At 39.0% G+C, this 18,784-nt stretch carries 12 protein-coding genes; 9 read left to right on the top strand and 3 right to left on the bottom strand.

Annotated elements, in window-relative coordinates; translation table 11 throughout:
* The first annotated feature begins 134 nt into the window (after window positions 1-134).
* The 3 genes from gyrB to topA all read left to right on the top strand — a co-directional run bounded on the left by gyrB (window position 135) and on the right by topA (window position 9,146).
* Window positions 135-2,111, top strand: a complete 1,977-nt coding sequence (gene gyrB / locus Q0162_RS06320) for a DNA topoisomerase (ATP-hydrolyzing) subunit B (protein WP_297890501.1) — start codon at window positions 135-137, stop codon at window positions 2,109-2,111.
* Window positions 2,112-2,228: 117 nt separating this feature from the next.
* Window positions 2,229-6,569, top strand: coding sequence for a translocation/assembly module TamB domain-containing protein (locus Q0162_RS06315; RefSeq protein WP_297890499.1), 4,341 nt, complete (start codon window positions 2,229-2,231; stop codon window positions 6,567-6,569).
* 90 nt (window positions 6,570-6,659) lie between these two features.
* Window positions 6,660-9,146, top strand: coding sequence for a type I DNA topoisomerase (topA, locus tag Q0162_RS06310; RefSeq protein ID WP_297890497.1), 2,487 nt, complete (start codon window positions 6,660-6,662; stop codon window positions 9,144-9,146).
* A gap of 118 nt (window positions 9,147-9,264) precedes the next feature.
* Here topA and Q0162_RS06305 read toward each other — a convergent pair whose 3' ends face one another.
* On the bottom strand, window positions 9,265-9,714 hold the full coding sequence (locus tag Q0162_RS06305) for a lipocalin family protein (RefSeq protein ID WP_297890495.1): 450 nt from the start codon (window positions 9,712-9,714) through the stop codon (window positions 9,265-9,267).
* Window positions 9,715-9,932: 218 nt separating this feature from the next.
* Here Q0162_RS06305 and Q0162_RS06300 point away from each other — a divergent pair, with 218 nt between their 5' ends.
* Both Q0162_RS06300 and trxA read left to right on the top strand, forming a co-directional pair.
* On the top strand, window positions 9,933-10,733 hold the full coding sequence (locus Q0162_RS06300; protein WP_297890493.1) for a DUF4476 domain-containing protein: 801 nt from the start codon (window positions 9,933-9,935) through the stop codon (window positions 10,731-10,733).
* A 110-nt stretch (window positions 10,734-10,843) separates the two neighbouring features.
* The gene (gene trxA, locus Q0162_RS06295) at window positions 10,844-11,164 is read left to right on the top strand and encodes a thioredoxin (RefSeq protein ID WP_297890491.1); all 321 of its coding nucleotides are present in this window, start codon (window positions 10,844-10,846) and stop codon (window positions 11,162-11,164) included.
* A gap of 79 nt (window positions 11,165-11,243) precedes the next feature.
* Here trxA and Q0162_RS06290 read toward each other — a convergent pair whose 3' ends face one another.
* Both Q0162_RS06290 and greA read right to left on the bottom strand, forming a co-directional pair.
* On the bottom strand, window positions 11,244-11,630 hold the full coding sequence (locus Q0162_RS06290; RefSeq protein WP_297890489.1) for an HIT family protein: 387 nt from the start codon (window positions 11,628-11,630) through the stop codon (window positions 11,244-11,246).
* A 24-nt stretch (window positions 11,631-11,654) separates the two neighbouring features.
* Complete coding sequence (greA, locus tag Q0162_RS06285; RefSeq protein WP_297890488.1) at window positions 11,655-12,128, bottom strand: transcription elongation factor GreA; 474 nt, start codon at window positions 12,126-12,128, stop codon at window positions 11,655-11,657.
* 324 nt (window positions 12,129-12,452) lie between these two features.
* On the opposite strand from greA, the gene Q0162_RS06280 reads away from it, so the two are divergent.
* From Q0162_RS06280 to Q0162_RS06265, 4 genes are all read left to right on the top strand, one after another.
* On the top strand, window positions 12,453-15,470 hold the full coding sequence (locus Q0162_RS06280) for a SusC/RagA family TonB-linked outer membrane protein (RefSeq protein ID WP_297890503.1): 3,018 nt from the start codon (window positions 12,453-12,455) through the stop codon (window positions 15,468-15,470).
* A 6-nt stretch (window positions 15,471-15,476) separates the two neighbouring features.
* The gene (locus Q0162_RS06275; RefSeq protein ID WP_297890486.1) at window positions 15,477-16,985 is read left to right on the top strand and encodes a RagB/SusD family nutrient uptake outer membrane protein; all 1,509 of its coding nucleotides are present in this window, start codon (window positions 15,477-15,479) and stop codon (window positions 16,983-16,985) included.
* Window positions 16,986-17,036: 51 nt separating this feature from the next.
* Window positions 17,037-18,251 carry a DUF6051 family protein gene (locus Q0162_RS06270; RefSeq protein WP_297890484.1) on the top strand — a complete coding sequence of 405 codons (1,215 nt, stop codon included), beginning with the start codon at window positions 17,037-17,039 and terminating at the stop codon, window positions 18,249-18,251.
* Window positions 18,252-18,317: 66 nt separating this feature from the next.
* The coding region (locus Q0162_RS06265; protein ID WP_297890482.1) for a DUF6138 family protein at window positions 18,318-18,784 on the top strand (467 nt) is incomplete at its 3' end.

The raw sequence follows: 18,784 nt of genomic DNA, 5'->3' as shown, positions 1-18,784 counted from the left end.
CTCAAATAATTAATGCAAAACTCCCTGATAGAATCTAATTCATCAGGGAGTTTTTCTCTGTCCTCCTTCGGTAATAAATTTTGTTAATTCACAAATTATTACTAAATTTGCACCCTTGATTCGATAATAAAATTATGGCAGAAGAATTAGATAACGAACAATTAAATCCTGCTGACTATTCAGCGGATAATATCCAATCCCTCGAAGGGATGGAACACGTGCGTATGCGCCCCTCTATGTACATCGGTGATGTAGGACCTCGCGGTTTGCACCACCTTGTTTATGAGGTGCTTGATAACTCTATCGACGAAGCTCTTGCCGGTTATTGCGATACTATTTCCGTAACAATTAACGAAGATAATTCCATTACCGTAGAAGATAATGGTCGTGGTATCCCCGTTGATATACACAAAAAGGAAGGCGTTTCTGCCCTCCAAGTGGTAATGACCAAAATCGGTGCAGGTGGTAAATTCGATAAAGGTTCTTACAAAGTGTCTGGTGGTTTGCACGGTGTGGGGGTTTCCTGCGTGAATGCCCTTTCCGACCATTTAAAGGCTACCGTATACCGCGATGGCAAAATATGGGAACAAGAGTATCAGCGTGGGGTTGCTATATATCCTGTAAAACAGGTGGGCGAAACCGATAAACGCGGTACTAAAGTTACTTTCCACCCTGATGAATTGATTTTTGAACAAACTACTGAATATAAATATGATACCCTCGCCGCTCGTATTCGCGAATTGGCTTATTTAAATAAAGGTATTACCATCACCCTTACCGACCTCCGTAATAAGGACGAAAAAGGTAACTTTATTACCGAGAAATTCTATTCAGAAAATGGTTTGAAAGAGTTCGTAAAATTCCTCGATGGCAACCGTATGCCTATCATTGGTGGGGTAATCGGTATGGAAGGTGAAAAAAATGGCATTCCGGTAGAGGTTGCTATGATTTACAACGACTCTTACAACGAAAACCTCCATTCCTATGTGAATAACATTAACACTTCCGAAGGTGGTACTCACTTGCAAGGCTTCCGTATGGGGCTCACTCGTACCCTTAAAGCCTATGCTGATAAATCGGGCTTACTCGAGAAAATGAGTAAGGATAAAAAGAATCCTGTAGAGATTGAAGGTGATGACTTCCGTGAAGGGCTCACTGCAGTTATTTCGGTGAAAGTGGCTGAACCTCAGTTTGAAGGGCAAACAAAAACCAAACTTGGTAACCGTGAAGTTACTTCGGCTGTATCTCAAGCCGTTGGGCAAATGCTCGAAGATTATCTTGAAGAAAATCCTAATGATGCCAAAACTATTGTAGAGAAAGTCATTTTGGCAGCTCAAGCTCGTCAGGCAGCGCGCAAAGCTCGTGAAATGGTGCAGCGTAAGAGCGTGATGAGCGGTGGTGGTCTCCCTGGTAAACTTGCTGATTGCTCTGAAGAAGACCCAACAAAATGTGAACTCTTCCTCGTAGAGGGGGATTCAGCGGGAGGTACTGCTAAACAAGGACGCAATAAAGATAACCAAGCGATATTGCCACTTAGAGGTAAAATCCTCAATGTCGAAAAAGCAATGCAACACAAAGTGTTCGATAGTGACGAAATTAAGAATATCTATACTGCTTTAGGGGTAACTGTAGGTACTGAAGAAGATGCTAAAGCACTTAACTTGAGTAAACTGCGTTATCATAAAGTGATTATTATGTGTGATGCCGATGTCGATGGTTCACACATTACAACTCTTATCCTCACTTTCTTCTTCCGCTATATGCGCGAACTCATCGAGAACGGTCACGTGTATATCGCTACACCACCCCTTTATTTAGTGAAGAGTAAAGGTAGTAAACGCGAGGAATATGCTTGGAACGACAAACAACGCGATGCTCTTTCTGCCGAAATGGGCAATGTAACTATCCAGCGTTACAAAGGTTTGGGTGAGATGAACGACCACCAGTTGTGGGATACAACTATGAATCCCGAGCACCGTACTCTCCGCCAAGTAACTATTGATAACGCTACTGAAGCCGACCGCGTTTTCTCTATGCTAATGGGAGACGAAGTGCCTCCACGTCGTGAGTTTATCGAGAAAAACGCTAAATATGCTAAAATCGACGCGTAATATGATTATTTATAGGGGCGTTTTGCAAAACGCCCCTACTTTATAAACAGCAACTAAAACACTCATTCTATCAAAAAATTACGAAAAATACTCGTCCGTTTCTTCCTTATAACCCTTGTGTTACTAGGGGTTACGGCTCTTCTTTTGACCTTACCTGCCACTCAAACCTTCATCGCTAAAAAAGCAGTGGCTTATCTGAATAAGGAATTTGGTATCGACTTAAATATCGAGCGTATTCACGTGAAAATCAATGGTGATGTAGATGTGAAACGCATTCTTATTCGCGACCATAAACAGGATACACTCATTTCAGCTAAAAAACTCACTACTTCTATTTTAGACTTCAAACAACTCATTGAGGGTAATCTGTACTTTGGCAATGTCAAAGGGGATAGCCTCGTTTTCAATATGAAAACTCACAAAGGCGACACCCTTTCAAATCTTGATGTATTTGTAAATAAATTCGATTCGGGCGAACCCAGTACGGGTAAGTTTGTGATGAAAGCCAAAAGTATAGAGCTCAAAGATAGTTATTGTTATATCTCCAATGAAAATAATCCGGACCCTTCTATACTGAAAGTCAGCCGGCTCAACACAACGATTAACGATTTTAAAGTCTTGGGGAGTAAAGTTTTCTTTGATATGAAAGAAGGTAACTTCCATTTCGACGATAAATTGGAGGTTACTCACCTAAATACCTATTTTAGTTATACTGATAGCTTGATGCAGGCTAAGGATTTGCGACTGCAAACACCACAAACCGATATTCAAGGTACGATAACAATGCTGCCTCATAATGGTAGTTTTGGCGATTTTGTAAATAAAGTAGTTTTTGATGTCAATCTGCCTAAAGCTAAAGTAAACACCACCGATTTGAACACTTTTTATAACGGTTTTAACGGTGGTAGAGATATAGTGTTAGAAGGGGTAACTATGAAGGGTACCTTGAACAATTTTGTGATTCCTCAAGGTAAAATATCCTATCAAAATACACTTATACAAGGTGATTTGGCTTTCCAAAATCTGCTTTCTGAACACGCTAATATTGCTGTTATTGGCAAGGGGATACACGCCGAGAGTATTTATAACGATTTGGCTTATTTAATGCCCGAAATCTTGGGTAAAAGTATTCCAGAGGAACTGCAAAGGCTGGGAATGTTCTCCTTAGATGGTGATTTCGCTTACCGAACTACTTCTTTGCAAACAAATGTGTTACTGAAAACTAATGATGGAGAAGCTCATATCGATGGCTCTTTAGACGACCTTACTCACACCGATAAAACAGCTTTCAAAGGAACACTCACTACCAATCAATTCCATTTAGGCAAAATTTTAGATGACCCTAGTATAGGGGCTATCAGCACCGATATGTTGGTGCGTGGTGAGGGATTAGATTTCGCTACGATGAAACTCTATGCCAATGGCACCATTCATTCCGTAGGCTATAACGGTTATAACTATCAGCGCATAGGTATCAATGGAGAGTTTCGCAATCAGGTGTTTAGCGGTAAAATAGATGCTCGCGACCCCAATCTTAAAATGAGTTTCAACGGACTTGCCGATCTATCAGGTAAAAATAATAAATTTGACTTCCAAGCCGATATCACTTTAGCCGACCTCCATGCTTTACATTTTATGGAGATGGATAGCATTTCACAGTTCTGTGGTAAGGTGGTAATAGATATTTCAGGTAATCAATTAGATGATATTGTAGGTAAAATAGCCTTTAAAAATACGAACTACATCAATTCAGCAGGCGATTTTTCTTTTAAAGATTTTGAAGTAGTTTCAACTCTCAACAATGGAATCAAAGAAATTACAATTAATTCTCCTGATATTGTCAGCGGGAATGTAAAAGGGAAGTTTAAATTAATTGAACTCAAAAAAGTACTCCAAAATGCTGTGGGAAGCATCTATACCCACTATAATCCTTATAAAATAGAGAAAAACCAATATGTAGATTTTCATTTCAATATCTACAACAAAATTGTAGAAGTGTTCGTGCCTAAAGTGAAAATAGGCAGCAATACTTTTGTGAATGGTAATATAGATGCTGATAGGGGAAGTTTTAAATTCCAAATGAAATCGCCGAGCATCAATGCCTACGACAATCAAATTGATAGTCTTAGTCTTGAAATTGACAATAAAAATCCGCTCTACAACACTTATTTTGAAGTGAAGAAAGCTGATTTTGGTGTCTATGCTATTCAGGATTTCAACCTGATTAATACTACTATTAAGGATACTCTTTTCTTTCGCACCGAGTTCAAAGGAGGGGATACAGGTAAAGATACTTACGAGCTGAATTTCTATCATACACTGAATAAGAAACAAGAATCTATCATTGGTATTAAAAAATCACTCATAGATTTCAAAGGGAATGCGTGGTATATCAATCGTGAGAATGCGATGAATGAGTACAACAAAATTGTCCTCAACCGTACAGCCGATACTATTAAGGTGAGCAACTTCAAAATGGCGCACCAAAACCAGTATATAAACCTCAGTGGACTTATTACAACCAAAGATTACAAGAATCTGCACTTGGTGGCGCATAATGTGGCGTTAGATAAGATTGTTCCCGAAATGAAGGGACTCAACCTCACGGGAACGCTCAATGGCAATGTGTCACTCACCCAGCGAGGAAACTTGTATTACCCTTCAGCCGATCTCTTTATTCAGTATTTCAAACTGAACGGCTACGACTATGGCGATTTAGAAGTGGGCATCTTTGGTAATAATGATTTATCGTCATTTGATGTAGGAGCTTTCTTTTCCAATGGTAGAGCTCTTGGATTTGCTACACGAGGAAAAATCAATTTGGATAAGAAAAAAGGAACATTACTCGACCTTACAGCTCATTTTAAAGACTTTGCTCTCTCTCCTTTCAATCCCTTTTTGGAAGGTATTTTCTACGACCTGCGCGGTACTATGTCAGGACAAGTGAAGATAAACGGGAGTGTAACCGATCCGCTGATGGATGGTGCGCTCACCTTGCATAAGGCAGGTGTAGGGATTACTTATCTCAAACTCAATACCGATATACAAGAAGGTGCTCAAATAAAAGTAAATAATAAAACTTTCGATATAAATAATTGGCTACTCACCGATACAGCCTATAAAACCCAAGCTACCCTCAATGGTTCAATCAGACATAACCGATTGTTAGATTGGTTCTTAGACCTAAAATTGCAAACCCTCGGAAAGCGTTTTATGGTGCTCAATACCCCTTATACCGATGATGCACTCTTCTATGGAACTGCTTTTATGAAAGGAAATGCTACAATTAAAGGCGCTTTAGACGAAATAGCTATCAAAGTAAATGCAAAAACCGAAGAAGGTACCTCTTTCAAAATACCTCTCAGCGATAGTGAAAGCGTAGGCGACGACTCCTTCATCACATTTATAGAAAAAGGCGATAAAAAAATACAAATTAACCGAGATTTAGAGTCTATCAAAGGTCTAGAACTAAACTTCGAACTCGATATCCTCCCCTCTGCCGAAGTCGAAATCGTAATGGATAAAAAAACAGGAAGTAACCTCGTCGGACGTGGTGCAGGTACGCTCCTCATCGAAATTAATACCAACGGAAAATTCAATATGTGGGGCGACTTTATCACATACTCAGGTTTTTACAATTTTAAATACGAAAATATTATCGACAAACGATTTACAGTACTCCCAGGAGGTTCTATCTCTTGGAGTGGCGACCCTCTAAAAGCAACTTTGCGCGACCTCAAAGCTGCTTATAACCTTAATGCTAACCCAAGCTCCCTGCTAGAAAGCAAGCAATACAACCGAAAAATAAATACTCAAGTAATTATCAAACTAGAAGGTGAACTAATGCGACCCGAAACTTTGTTTGATATTACATTTCCCGATAGTAGCCCTAGCTTAGTCTCCGAACTTAATTATAAACTAGAAGATCAAGACCGCAAACAAATGCAAGCATTCTCCCTATTGGCTCAAGGATCGTTTATGAGTGAGAAAAACACCGATAACCGTTTGCTCGCCTATAACCTCTTTGAAACAGCAGCAGGTTTGTTCAACCAATTGTTATCTGATGAAGACAACAAATTGAACTTAGGCGTATCATACGAAGCTGGTATCAACGATGGCCCTTCAGATATCAATAGCGACCGACTCGGATTCACCGTTTCTACCCAAATTACCGAGTGGGCAAGTGTAAATGCTAAAGTAGGTATCCCTGTAGGGGGGGTGAGCCGTACCGCCGTAGCAGGAAATGTAGAGGTGCAATTCCGATTAAATCCCGATGGTAGCCTCATTGCCAAAATATTCAACCGTGAAAACGAATGGCAACAATATATGCTCGATCGTATAGGGTATGCCCAAGGGGTAGGACTCACTTATTCAGTAGATTTCAATACCTTCAAAGGGTTGATGCAGAAAATATTTAAAAAAGGTGGCAAAGTACTCGAACCAAAGAATGAAAAATAGAAAGAAAAGCATTTTTTCTTCGTTCGTCGTTCGTCATTCGTAATTATTTCGTACTTTTGCCCCCAATAACTCAAAATAACAAACAAGCGTATGGCTAAGAATGTAGTGATTGTAGAGTCGCCTGCAAAGGCTAAAACTATTGAAAAGTTCTTGGGTAAGGACTACAAAGTGGTGTCCAGCTATGGGCATATTGTAGATTTGCCTTCTAACGAGTTAGGGGTAGATATCCACAACGGTTTTAAACCTAATTACCTTATCTCTAACGATAAGAAAAATCTTATAAAAGAGCTTAAATCACTCACTGCTACTGCCGAAACCGTATGGTTGGCTTCCGATGAAGACCGTGAAGGAGAAGCTATTGCGTGGCATCTCGCCGAAACTCTCAAACTGAAAAATGAGAATACCAAACGTATTGTTTTCAACTCTATTACCAAATCGGCTATAGAGAATGCAATTAAGAACCCTCGTACCATCGATTACAATTTGGTAAATGCACAACAAGCACGCCGCGTACTCGATCGCCTCGTGGGCTATGAACTCTCCCCAGTATTGTGGAAAAAAATTAAAAGTGGGCTCTCAGCAGGGCGTGTGCAATCGGTAGCGGTACGCCTTATTGTGGAGCGCGAACGCGAAATACAAGACTTCAAAACGCAATCGTCTTACAGAATTACCGCCGAATTTACAACTTCTGAAGGAAAGGTGGTGAAAGCTGCCTTACCTAAAAATTTTGATACTCAAGCAGAAGCTGAGGCTTTCTTGCAACAGAATATAGGAGCGAACTTCAAGGTACAATCCTTAGAAACAAAACCCGCTAAAAAAATGCCTGCGCCACCTTTCACTACTTCCACGCTTCAACAAGAAGCGGCGCGTAAATTGCATTTTTCAGTTAGCAAAACAATGACGGTAGCCCAACGCTTGTACGAATCTGGATTTATTACCTATATGCGTACCGATAGCGTGAACCTTTCACAAGAAGCTCTTAGCACTGCCAAAAATGCTATTGTACAGCTTTTTGGAGAGCAATACAGCCAAGTGCGCAACTTCGCTACCAAAAGCAAAGGGGCGCAAGAAGCTCACGAAGCAATTCGCCCTACCGATATGAGCCGCTCTAGTATTCCAGCAGAAACCGACCAAAATAAACTCTACGAACTGATATGGAAACGCACTTTGGCTTCCCAAATGGCAGATGCTCAAATAGAGCGTACCACCGTGAAAATAGAAGCCGATAAGCACAAAGAATATTTCGTTGCCAATGGTGAAATGGTACAGTTCGACGGTTTTCTAAAAGTGTATTTAGAAAGTACCGATGATGAGGAAGAAGAACAAGAAGGAATGCTGCCTAACCTTAAAAAAGGAGAAGTACTTGCTAATAGATATATCTCTGCTACAGAACGTTTTACCCGTCCGTTGCCTCGTTATACTGAGGCTTCATTGGTGAAAAAATTAGAGGAACTTGGTATTGGGCGTCCATCTACTTACGCACCTACCATCTCCACTATTCAAAATCGTGGTTATGTAGAGCGTAGTACCCTTGAAGGGGAAGTGCGTCCTTATCACCAACTCACTCTTAAAGCTAATGTAATTACCCCCAAAACTCTCAGTGAACGCGTAGGCGCCGATAAAGGCAAACTTATTCCTACTGATATAGGTAGTGTGGTAAACGATTTTCTCGTAAACCATTTCGATACCATAATGGACTATAACTTCACGGCTAAAGTAGAAAACAGCTTCGACGAAATAGCCGAAGGTAATGAGAATTGGACAGAGATGCTTTCTGATTTCTACAAACATTTTCACCCTGTGGTAGAAAATGTAGAAAAACACACAGGTCGCGAAACAGGGGAGCGTGTACTCGGTACCGACCCTAAAAGTGGTCGTCCTCTCAGTGTGCGCTTAGGTCGTTACGGTGCAATGGCACAAATAGGTAACCCCGATGATGCCGAAAAACCTATTTATGCGAGTCTGTTAGCGGGTATGTCTATCGAAACCATTACCTTCGAGGAAGCCCTCAAGCTCTTTGAACTCCCTCGTCAGTTAGGTATTGTAGAAGGCAAGAATGTAGAGGTGAATGTAGGTAGATTTGGACCTTATGTGCGTTATGGTGAAGCTTTTATATCGCTCGATAAAGGAGAAGATGTATTTAGCGTAACCCTTGAGCGCGCTAAACAACTCATCGGCGAAAAGAAAAAAGCCGATGCCCCTATTGCTACTTATCAGGGGGTAGAGGTAACCAAAGGAGTAGGTCGTTTTGGACCTTTTATCAAGTGGAACAATACCTATATCAGTGTGCCTAAAAAATACAATTTCGATCACCTCACCCAGCAAGATGTACAGGAACTCATAGAGGATAAACTCAAAAAAGAATCAGAGAAAGTAGTAAGAGAATGGGATGAAGGAACTATTCGTATAGAGAAAGCACGTTGGGGGCGTTTTACCCTCATCAAAGGTAAAACCAAGGTAGAACTCCCTAAAGATACTGATGTAGCAACATTCACTAAAGAACAAGCCCTTGCACTCCTTACTGAGAAAACCCCTAAGAAAACTACTGCCCGCAAGAAAACCACTGCTAAAAAGTAGTTGATTGCAATACAATTTCTAATATTGAGGATTTTTTTTAAATATCCAAACAAATAAATAATAAAAGCGCAACACCCCTTGAGGTATTGCGCTTTTTTAACTTTTGTAAAAGCAAAGGTTATTTTCTCTTATAGATATAAACAGTAGTTTCTGTAGCACTACTACTTTCGTTGAAATCTTCAAAAGTAAGAGTGAGTTTGTTGTTGGCTATAGAAAAAGTAGCTTCATCAGCTTCACCTATTCTATCTCCTTTTTCTGTTAAAACAATCTGTTTTCCAGTAATAGTGTAAGTGCCTTCCTCCAGATTTTCTTCACATTGATTATTTGCAGGATTTTTGTCGTAAGAAACTAAAGAATATTTGTTATCAGTAGTAAAAGTATAAGTGTTTTTCTTTTCGCATTCATTAAGAACTTTTGCAATACCATTTTCTGTTTCACTTTCAATAATCCAACTTCCTACTAAATTATTATTATTATTTGTTTGATTATTTGTTTGTTCGTCCGATTTTCCACACGATGTTACAAAAATTGCTACGGCTATAAAAGCCATTTTTAAAAGATTTTTCATTTGCTTATATTGTTTGTATTAGTTCAACGGCGCAAAGATACAAATTCACCCTTTTATTGGTGTTAAATTATTGTTAAATATCACTTGATCTATTTTTGTTCAATCTCTTCATTAATATTTGTAGTACAAAATCTTATCTCTTACTTCTTATCTCTTACCTAAAAAATGCCTTTGGCACGAATTTCGCTACCTATTGTCAATAAAATACCATATACCTTATGAAAAAGTTATTATTACTATGTTTAGGGGCCCTTGCCTCTGTAAGTTGGGCTCAAGAAGTAGGCTCAGCTGGACGCTTATTACAAAATGAGTACCGCCAAAACAAACAAGCCCGATCTGTAATTGGGGTTAGTGGTATCTCGGTGAATATCGATTGGGAATACGACTATAATGGTGGTTATGCCGAAGTGTTTATCCGCATTCCTGAACGTGGTCGCTTTACGGTGAGTATAGGTGATCAAGAAATTACTAGTACTACCGGTATGTATCGATTTTTCGACCTAACTGCTACTCCTCAACCACTCAGTATCTGGCAAGGACGCACGCTGATTTACCGCGTAACTATTAATCCACGTGACAATACTCGTATGGTAATGGACTTCTTTTCACGTGATGGATTGTATTTGTTAGACGAAATTAGCTTGAACAACAATCAGCCCTCCTATCACGGTCGTCAATGGAATGATGTGTGGAATCGCTCATACGGCGGAGGCTATGGAGGTGCTCCTATGATGCGTCAAGGTGATTTTAATAACTTCTTTAAGATGTACAAGGACGAAACTTTCGATAAAGATAAGCTGGCTTTCTTCCGTGCCCAAAAAAATATTGTCTCATTTACCACCGAGCAAATAGGCGAACTGATGGAAGAACTTTCTTTTGACGATAATAAACTTATCATCGCTCAAGAAGCCTACCCCAATGTGGTAGACCCTCAGAACTACTATCAATTGCAAAGCAAATTTACTTTTTCTTCTGGTAAAAAGAAACTTTCAGAATTCTTGCAATCAGTGCGTAGATAATGAATGTTATAACAGTATAACGAAAAACTATTACTTAGAGGCTTGGCATATTCGATAAAAATCGTATCTTTGCCTCAAATTTTTAACAACAATACAAAAAACATATTAGTATGGCATTAGAAATAACAGATGGAAATTTTGAAGAGTTGGTGCTTAAAAGTAGCCAACCTGTATTAGTAGACTTTTGGGCAGTGTGGTGCGGTCCTTGCCGTATGCTCGCTCCCGTTATAGAAGAAATATCTAAAGAATACGAAGGTAGAGTAGTAGTAGGCAAAGTAGATGTGGATAACAACCAAGAGTTTGCTGGTAAATATGGCATTCGCAACATCCCTACTGTATTGGTATTCCAAAACGGTGAAGTAGTAGGTCGCCAAGTAGGAGTAGCTCCTAAAAAGACTTACACCGATGCATTAGACTCTTTATTGAGTTAATAGTAGTACAAACAAAAAAGGCTATCAACAATTATATTAGTTGTTGATAGCCTTTTTTGTATTCAGCTTAGGCAGTAAGCTATAATGCTTTGCGCACTTTCTCAGAGAGTTCTTTAAACTCTTCATCGGTGAGTTTAACCTTGTGTTGGAAAGTCATTTCTTTCATTTCGCTAATAGGAATGAGGTGTACGTGAGTGTGAGGAACTTCAAGTCCTACAACTGCTACGCCTATACGCTCACAAGGCACTACTTTTTTGAGTGCTTTGGCTACGCGTTTAGAAAAAGCCATTAGGCGCAAATAGTGCGCATCATCCATATCAAAGATATAGCTAATTTCTTGTTTAGGTACACAAAGAGTGTGTCCTTTAGCGTTCGGATTGATATCAAAGAAAGCGATAAACTCATCGTCTTCAGCTACTTTGTAGCAAGGAATCTCCCCATTGATGATTTTTGTAAAGATACTCATATTTTTTACCTGTTACTTGTTATCTTATCTTGTGATTTCTAAAATCTCCATTTTAAGAGTGCCATTAGGTACTTTAATTTCAGCAATTTCACCTACTGATTTACCTAAAAGTCCTTTGCCAATAGGCGAACTTACCGATATCTTTCCTGCTTTGAGATCGGCTTCACTTTCTGCTACAAGGGTATAGGTAATTTCCATCTTGTTAGCGAGGTTCTTTAGTTTTACGGTCGAAAGAATAAGCACTTTGCTCACATCAAGTTGAGATTCATCAATGATGCGGGCATTAGCTACCAATTCTTCAAGTTTAGCTATTTTCATTTCCAATAAACCTTGCGCTTCTTTAGCAGCGTCATACTCAGCATTTTCTGATAGGTCGCCTTTGTCGCGGGCTTCGGCAATAGCTTGAGAGGCACGAGGGCGTTCTACATCTTTCAAATGATTGAGCTCATCGCGGAGCTTTTTCAGTCCTTCTGGAGTGTAGTATGATACTTTTTTCATAATATTCTTTTCTAGATGTTGTTATGTTTATATAAAAATAAAAAATCCTCAAATAGTCTCTCTGAGGATTTCCGGGCGCAAAGGTAATACATTTTTTTGAATTGGCAAAAATAAAACATAAAATCGCCCAATCATCAAATCTTCAAAATAAATTATCTAACAAATCCTTACTTTAACGAATAGTCCCCCTTCGGGGTTGGTAGCTAACAAATCAGCAAATTAATTTGCATATCTCATTTTTTTTTGAAAAACTTTGCGCTTATTTTTTAAGTAATTATGAGAGAAAGATTATCAAAAAATTATGTTTGGTTATTCTTTTTGCTAATGGTAGGCTCTATGAGCGCTCAGCAAATAGAAATTTCAGGAACTGTAAAGGACGATAAAGGTGAACCTTTATTAGGTGTTTTTATCTTAGTAAAAGGTACCCAACGAGGCGCTACTACTAATTTCGATGGGCATTACTCCCTAAAAGCTAATGTGGGTGATGTGCTCAAGTTCTCTTTCTTGGGAATGAAAACCGTAGAGAAGAAAATCACTGCAGGTACTAAAGAACTTAATGTTACTATGCAAGAGGATGTGCAACAGCTCGAAGGTACTGTGGTAGTAGGCTATGGAGGTAAAAAAGTAGCTAGCCGTACAGTGGCTTCAGTAGCTACTGTACAAGGAAAAGATTTTGCTCAAACCCCTAATGCAAATATCTCTGATGCCCTACAAGGTAAAGTGGCCGGAATGGTCGTAACTACCGAGTCAGGAAAACCTGGAGCAAGCTCTTCCGTACTCATTCACGGGCTTAATACTTTTATGTCTGTTTTTGATAAAACAATTGTTTCAGAACCTCTTTACATCATCGATGGCGCCCCCGTAAGTAGCTATGTGATGAATTCTTATAACCCTGCTGATATAGAAAGTGTAACTGTTCTCAAAGATGCCGCTTCTACTTCTATCTATGGCGCACGCGCTGCCAATGGGGTTATTTTAATCACTACCAAAAGAGGAAAACGCAATGAAAAAACTCATATTACTATCAATCATCAGTTGGGCTTTTCTATGCGAACCAATGTAACCCGTAAATTCTTCGAAAATATGGCTACTCCACAAGAGTATATGAATTTCTGGGTAGAAAAAGATCCTAACGCCATCGTCGCATTTGGTAGACGTTCTGGATATACTCAAACTACCGCAAGAGAAATCGCTGATAAAATCTTGGCCGAAAACCCTTATAATACTCATTGGGATAAGGTCTTCTTCCACGATTTCGCCCCCATTTCTCGCACCGACCTCTCTGTTTCAGGAGGAAGCAACACCTCCTCTTATTACCTTTCATTAGGTTACTTAGACCAACAAGGTATAAAAGCACGTTCCGATTATAAACGATATAATCTTAATGCCAATTTAGATACTCAAATAACTGATTGGCTAAAAGCTGGTCTTTCAATCTCTTTAGGAACTACTAATACCGAAGGAGTTTCAGGTGGAGGTGGCGGTGAAACCGATATATTATCTCTTCCTATCTATTCTGATAAAGAAAGTGATGGAAAAAGAAAAAACTATATCGCTTCTTTCGTCAATCGCCAAAATGGATTCTTTCACCCCGACTATGTGGCTGAAAAATACCCTTCTAATGACTATAGCGAGGATATATTGCCTATAGGTTACCTGCAAATAGAACCTATCAAAAATTTAACATTCAAAACCCAAATAGGTATACAATACAATGTAAACGAAACAGAAAGTAAAGGTCCTCTGCCTTCTTATATAGATTATCGTTTTAGTAATGATAGTAGCAAAACTATAGCTCAAACTTTTAGATATTTCAATAAATATATAAGCCGTACCTATACTAACCTATTACAATATAAATGGACTATCAACAACCTACACGATTTTGATTTTCTATTAGGACAAGAATCTATAGAAACTATGTGGCGCTCATTCAATGCTTCCTCTAAAGGGCAACCTTCAGATGCTTTATCAATGCTCACTCACGGAACTAAAGAGTATAGCGTAGGTGATAGCCATTCAGAAACAGGCTTTAATTCCTATTTCACTCGTTTAGAATACTCTTATAAACATCGTTATTTTATAGACCTATCAGCACGCCGTGATGGATCCTCTGCCTTTGGCGCAAACAACCGATATGCCAATTTCTGGGCAATAGGAGCGATGTGGAAACTCAAAGATGAAAAATTCTTGCAAAAAGTAAATTGGCTTACGAGCTTAGATTTGCGTTTTAGCACAGGTATTTCAGGTAACTCTTCTATTGGAGACTATCGTAATAGAACCTTGGTAAATGCAGAAAGCTTATACAAACAAAACCCAGGATATTTTATAGCTATGCTCGGTAATCCCGATATTATGTGGGAAGAACAACAAAAAACAACAATAGGCCTACATATCGGTATCATCAAAGGTACCTCTATCAACTTTGAAGTCTACGAACGAAATACCCATAAAACACTCGCTCAACGATATATCAACTCTACTTCAGGATTTACTTCTGTCCCCGATAATATAGGCGATATGCAAAATAGAGGTTTTGACCTTACAATTACAACAACCGCTTATAAAAGTAAAAATAACGACCTAAGTATACGACCTTATTTCAATCTGAATTACAATCAACAAAAGGTAACCTCCCTATTCTTAAATAAAGATAATTTTGTCAATAGGCTCTTTAATAATGGATATAGACTAAATGAACCTCTACAATGGGCTCTACCTATTTTCAAAGGGATTAATAATAGCGGCGATGCCGAATGGTATCAACGAAATGAAAATAACCCTATGATACAACAAAAAGATGACTCCAAAATTACTACTCAATTCAGTGAAGACCTAATACAAACTACCGGGAAAAAAATGTTCGCCCCTATCAATGGCGGTTTTGGAGTAAGTACTACCTATAAAAATCTATCCCTCGATCTAGCCTTTTCTTATGCCTTAGGAAAATGGCTTATCAATGAAGATAGATACTACACTTTAAACCAAAGTACTTTCGGAGGTAAAAATTTTAGTAGAGAATTGTTAAATTATTGGAAACAAAATGGCGATGATACTGAAATCCCTAAACTCAGCAGCGCTTACTATATGCGTAAAGATACCCGTTTGCTCGAAAACGCTTCTTATATGCGCCTGAAAAGCATAAGTTTGAGTTATGCGATCCCTCAAGAGGTAATAGAACAATTGAAATTCTTTTCAGCGGTACGACTATACGCATCTGCACGCAATATTTTTACCATTACTAAATATTCTGGCGCCGACCCCGAGTTTTCTAACGTATTATCAAGAGGTGGTTATCCTCCTACTCGCCAATTTACCATAGGTGTAGAACTTAAATTCTAAAATAAAATGAAAAAAATAATATATTCAATCCTTTTATCTTCCTTATCGCTATCTTTGCCTACTGCTTGCGCCCGTCTAGACTTAGACCCCTATGACTATGCAAGTGAAAATAATAGCTTTAATAATAAACAAGATGCCCAAATGTGGGTAAACGGAATGTATAATGGCCTGAGAAATATCAATCAAGGTCAACAAATGTATGCCTCAGACCTACAAGCCGATTTCCTCAACGCTGCCGAAGGAGCTATGGAAAAACTCCCCGATATGCATCGCTGGTCTACTTTCGCTTCTTCAGAACAGGCTACTGCCTCTATTTGGAAAGAACGATTCCTAATTATCCAAGATATAAATACAGGTATCAAAGGCTTCTCTAAGATACCAGAACAAGATGAAATAAAAGGACTTACAGGGGAATTGTATTTGGGGCGCGCCTATTGCTATGCTTATTTGGTTACTCACTTCTGTAAACCTTATAATAGTACTACGGCTAATACCGATTTAGGACTCCCTCTACTCGATACCCCTACTCTCAAAAACTTCCCCCCTCGTAGCTCTGTCGCAGAAACCTATGACTTTATCCTTAGTGATATCCAAAAAGCCGAAAACTTATTGGCAAACCAAATAGGAACAGAAGGCGCAGATACTTTCAATATCGATGTGGCAAAAGCTCTCAAAGCAAGAGTATTACTCTATAAAAACGATTGGGCACAAGCTTATCAAGTAGCCAAAGAACTTATCAATACAAATCGATACCCTCTCGCTACCTCTGCCAACAATTTCAAAAAAATATGGACAGAAGATGATAATACTGAGAATATACTCCAATTATACGCCGCTGTCAATGCAGGTGTTTATGAAACCTCCGATAATACCAATGATATCTATCTAGGCGAAAGTGAAAGTTTCTTTTTCCCAGGACAAATAGAAGCAAACCCTAATGTCCTACCTACACAAGATTTTATAGATCTATTCACTATTAACGATTGGCGTAAAGACGTTTTCCTAAAAGAAGTAACTATAGGATTTAGTTCCCTCTATGCTGTAAACAAATACCCCCGAAATACACAATTAGAACTTGTCGATAGTTATAATTATTATTATGGACACAAAGCCAAACTTTTCCGAATAGCCGAAACATATCTTATAGCTGCCGAAGCTGCCTATAAAAATAATGACGAAACTAACGCTAAAAACTACTTAAACTTATTGCGCGCAGCTAGAGGTCTCTCCGCTGTTACTACTTCAGGAAATAACCTATTTGCCGATATACAAAACGAACGCAATAGAGAATTAGCCTTTGAAGACTTCCGACTATACGACCTCAATCGATGGGGATTGCCCGTAAAACGAGGAACCCCTCAAGATATAACTGCTATCAGAAATAACCCAACGACCGATTATAGCGATCTCAATATCCAAACAGGAAGTACTTTCTATCACAAAATAGTATGGCCTATCCCTGTAGATGATATCGACTATGAACAAGGAAAATGGAAACAAAACTCTGGTTGGTAACCCTATCATTAGCAAATTAGTGAATTTTTACATTTGCTAATTTATAAAAATATGGAATATTACGAATTGTACAACAAGCTAAAAACGATTTTCGATACCCAGCGCGATACTGAAGTGCCTGAATTGGGTATTCGTATTTTGCATAGCAACTTCTTTTCAGAAGGAGCTAAGCATTACCTGCCAGGGAGTCCGCATTTGTTTTGCCAAGAACACAAGGTAGCGTTCTCCTCTCAACTCAATGATGCTCAAGACGATTTGCACTGGGCTGACTATGATGTGGATTGTAACATCCACTTCCAGTATCACATCGTGCAACCCCTCAGTGTAGAAAAGTCTGACGGGGTGATTATCGTTTTCCACGGGCTCAACGAGAAAAAATGGGATAAATATCTGCCGTGGGCTTATGGTTTGGCAACTCAAACAGGCAAAGCGATAGTGCTTTTCCCCATAGCATTTCATATGAATCGCGCCCCTGAGCGTTGGAGTTCTCGCCAAGAGATGTATGCCATTGCTCAAAAGCGTATGAATGAGTTCCCCGATAATTCCGAAACTTCTTATGTGAATGCAGCGACCTCCACGCGTTTAGACGCTTTTCCTCAGCGCCTATTTTGGTCGGGATTGCAAACCTATAATGATATAGTGCAGTTCATCACCGACTTAAAAGCGGGAGTTTTCCCTACCATTACCCCAACGGCTACAGTAGACCTCTTTGGCTACTCCATAGGCTCTTTCCTCTCAGTAATACTGATGATGGCAAACCCCAAAGGATATTTTGCCAATGCCAAACTCTTTTGCTTTTGTGGAGGAATGACTATCGATCGTATGTTCCCCATCTCCAAATATATAATGGACGGTCGTGCTGCCATAACGATGCAAAAAACCTTTGCCGAGTTGCTGAGTACCAACTTCAAGAACGACGATCGTCTAAGGCATTATCAAGATAGTGAACTTCATTTTGATGAAGGTTGGTTCAAAACGATGTTGCGCTATAATTATTACCAGAAAGAGCGTGAGCAACGTTTTTCGCAACTCGAAAATCAAATTAAAGCTTTGGTATTAGAAAAAGATGAAGTAACACCACCTATCGAAGCTCTCAATACCCTAAAAGGCGGTTATCGCAATATCAATATAGAGGTACAGATAGACGATTACAATTATCCTTATACCCATATAAACCCCTTTGCTCTTACTATTAAAAATGCTCCTATTGTAACAGCAGCCTTTAATCGTTTTGTAACATCTGCAGCAGCTTTTTATAATAGGTAAGAGATAAGAGAAAAGTCTTCTTTGCAGTGGAGGGCACCTCTTAACAACTAAATACAAAAACCAATAATGAACACAGAAAGCATCATCAAAGAAATCCTACTAGGTGTAGCTGCTACCTTTGACGAATTAGATCTTCCTAAAAAGCCTTATGGTAGAAATGAACTTTGGGAAGGTATTACCGATTATTTAAAAATCAAGCAGCGAAAGAACAAAATAGAGTTTCATAATAATGAGGAAGAATATACTTGTCCTTCTATTACCATCAAAGACTTTGACCAGCTTCCTGACGATTTTATAGACAATGAGTTGCTTCCTGCTTTGGAAGAACAACTTACTCAAATGTTCTTCAACCCTGAGTTGTATTATCGCTTTGAGTACAAACTTACCTTAGTATTTGATTTTCTTTCAGCCACTGGGCATCACGCCCGCAAACAAGTGCGATTGGAACACCCCGAGCGCAAGGCAGAACTCAAAGAGCGTTTGGATACCTATGTGCAAAAGGTAATCTATGAGGCTACCGAGAAAATGAAAGA

It is taken from the genome of uncultured Capnocytophaga sp. (genome assembly GCF_937936315.1).
GTDB lineage: Bacteria > Bacteroidota > Bacteroidia > Flavobacteriales > Flavobacteriaceae > Capnocytophaga.
The sequence above is the reverse complement of the archived record's forward strand: the minus strand, read 5'-3'. Positions and strand labels throughout refer to the sequence as shown.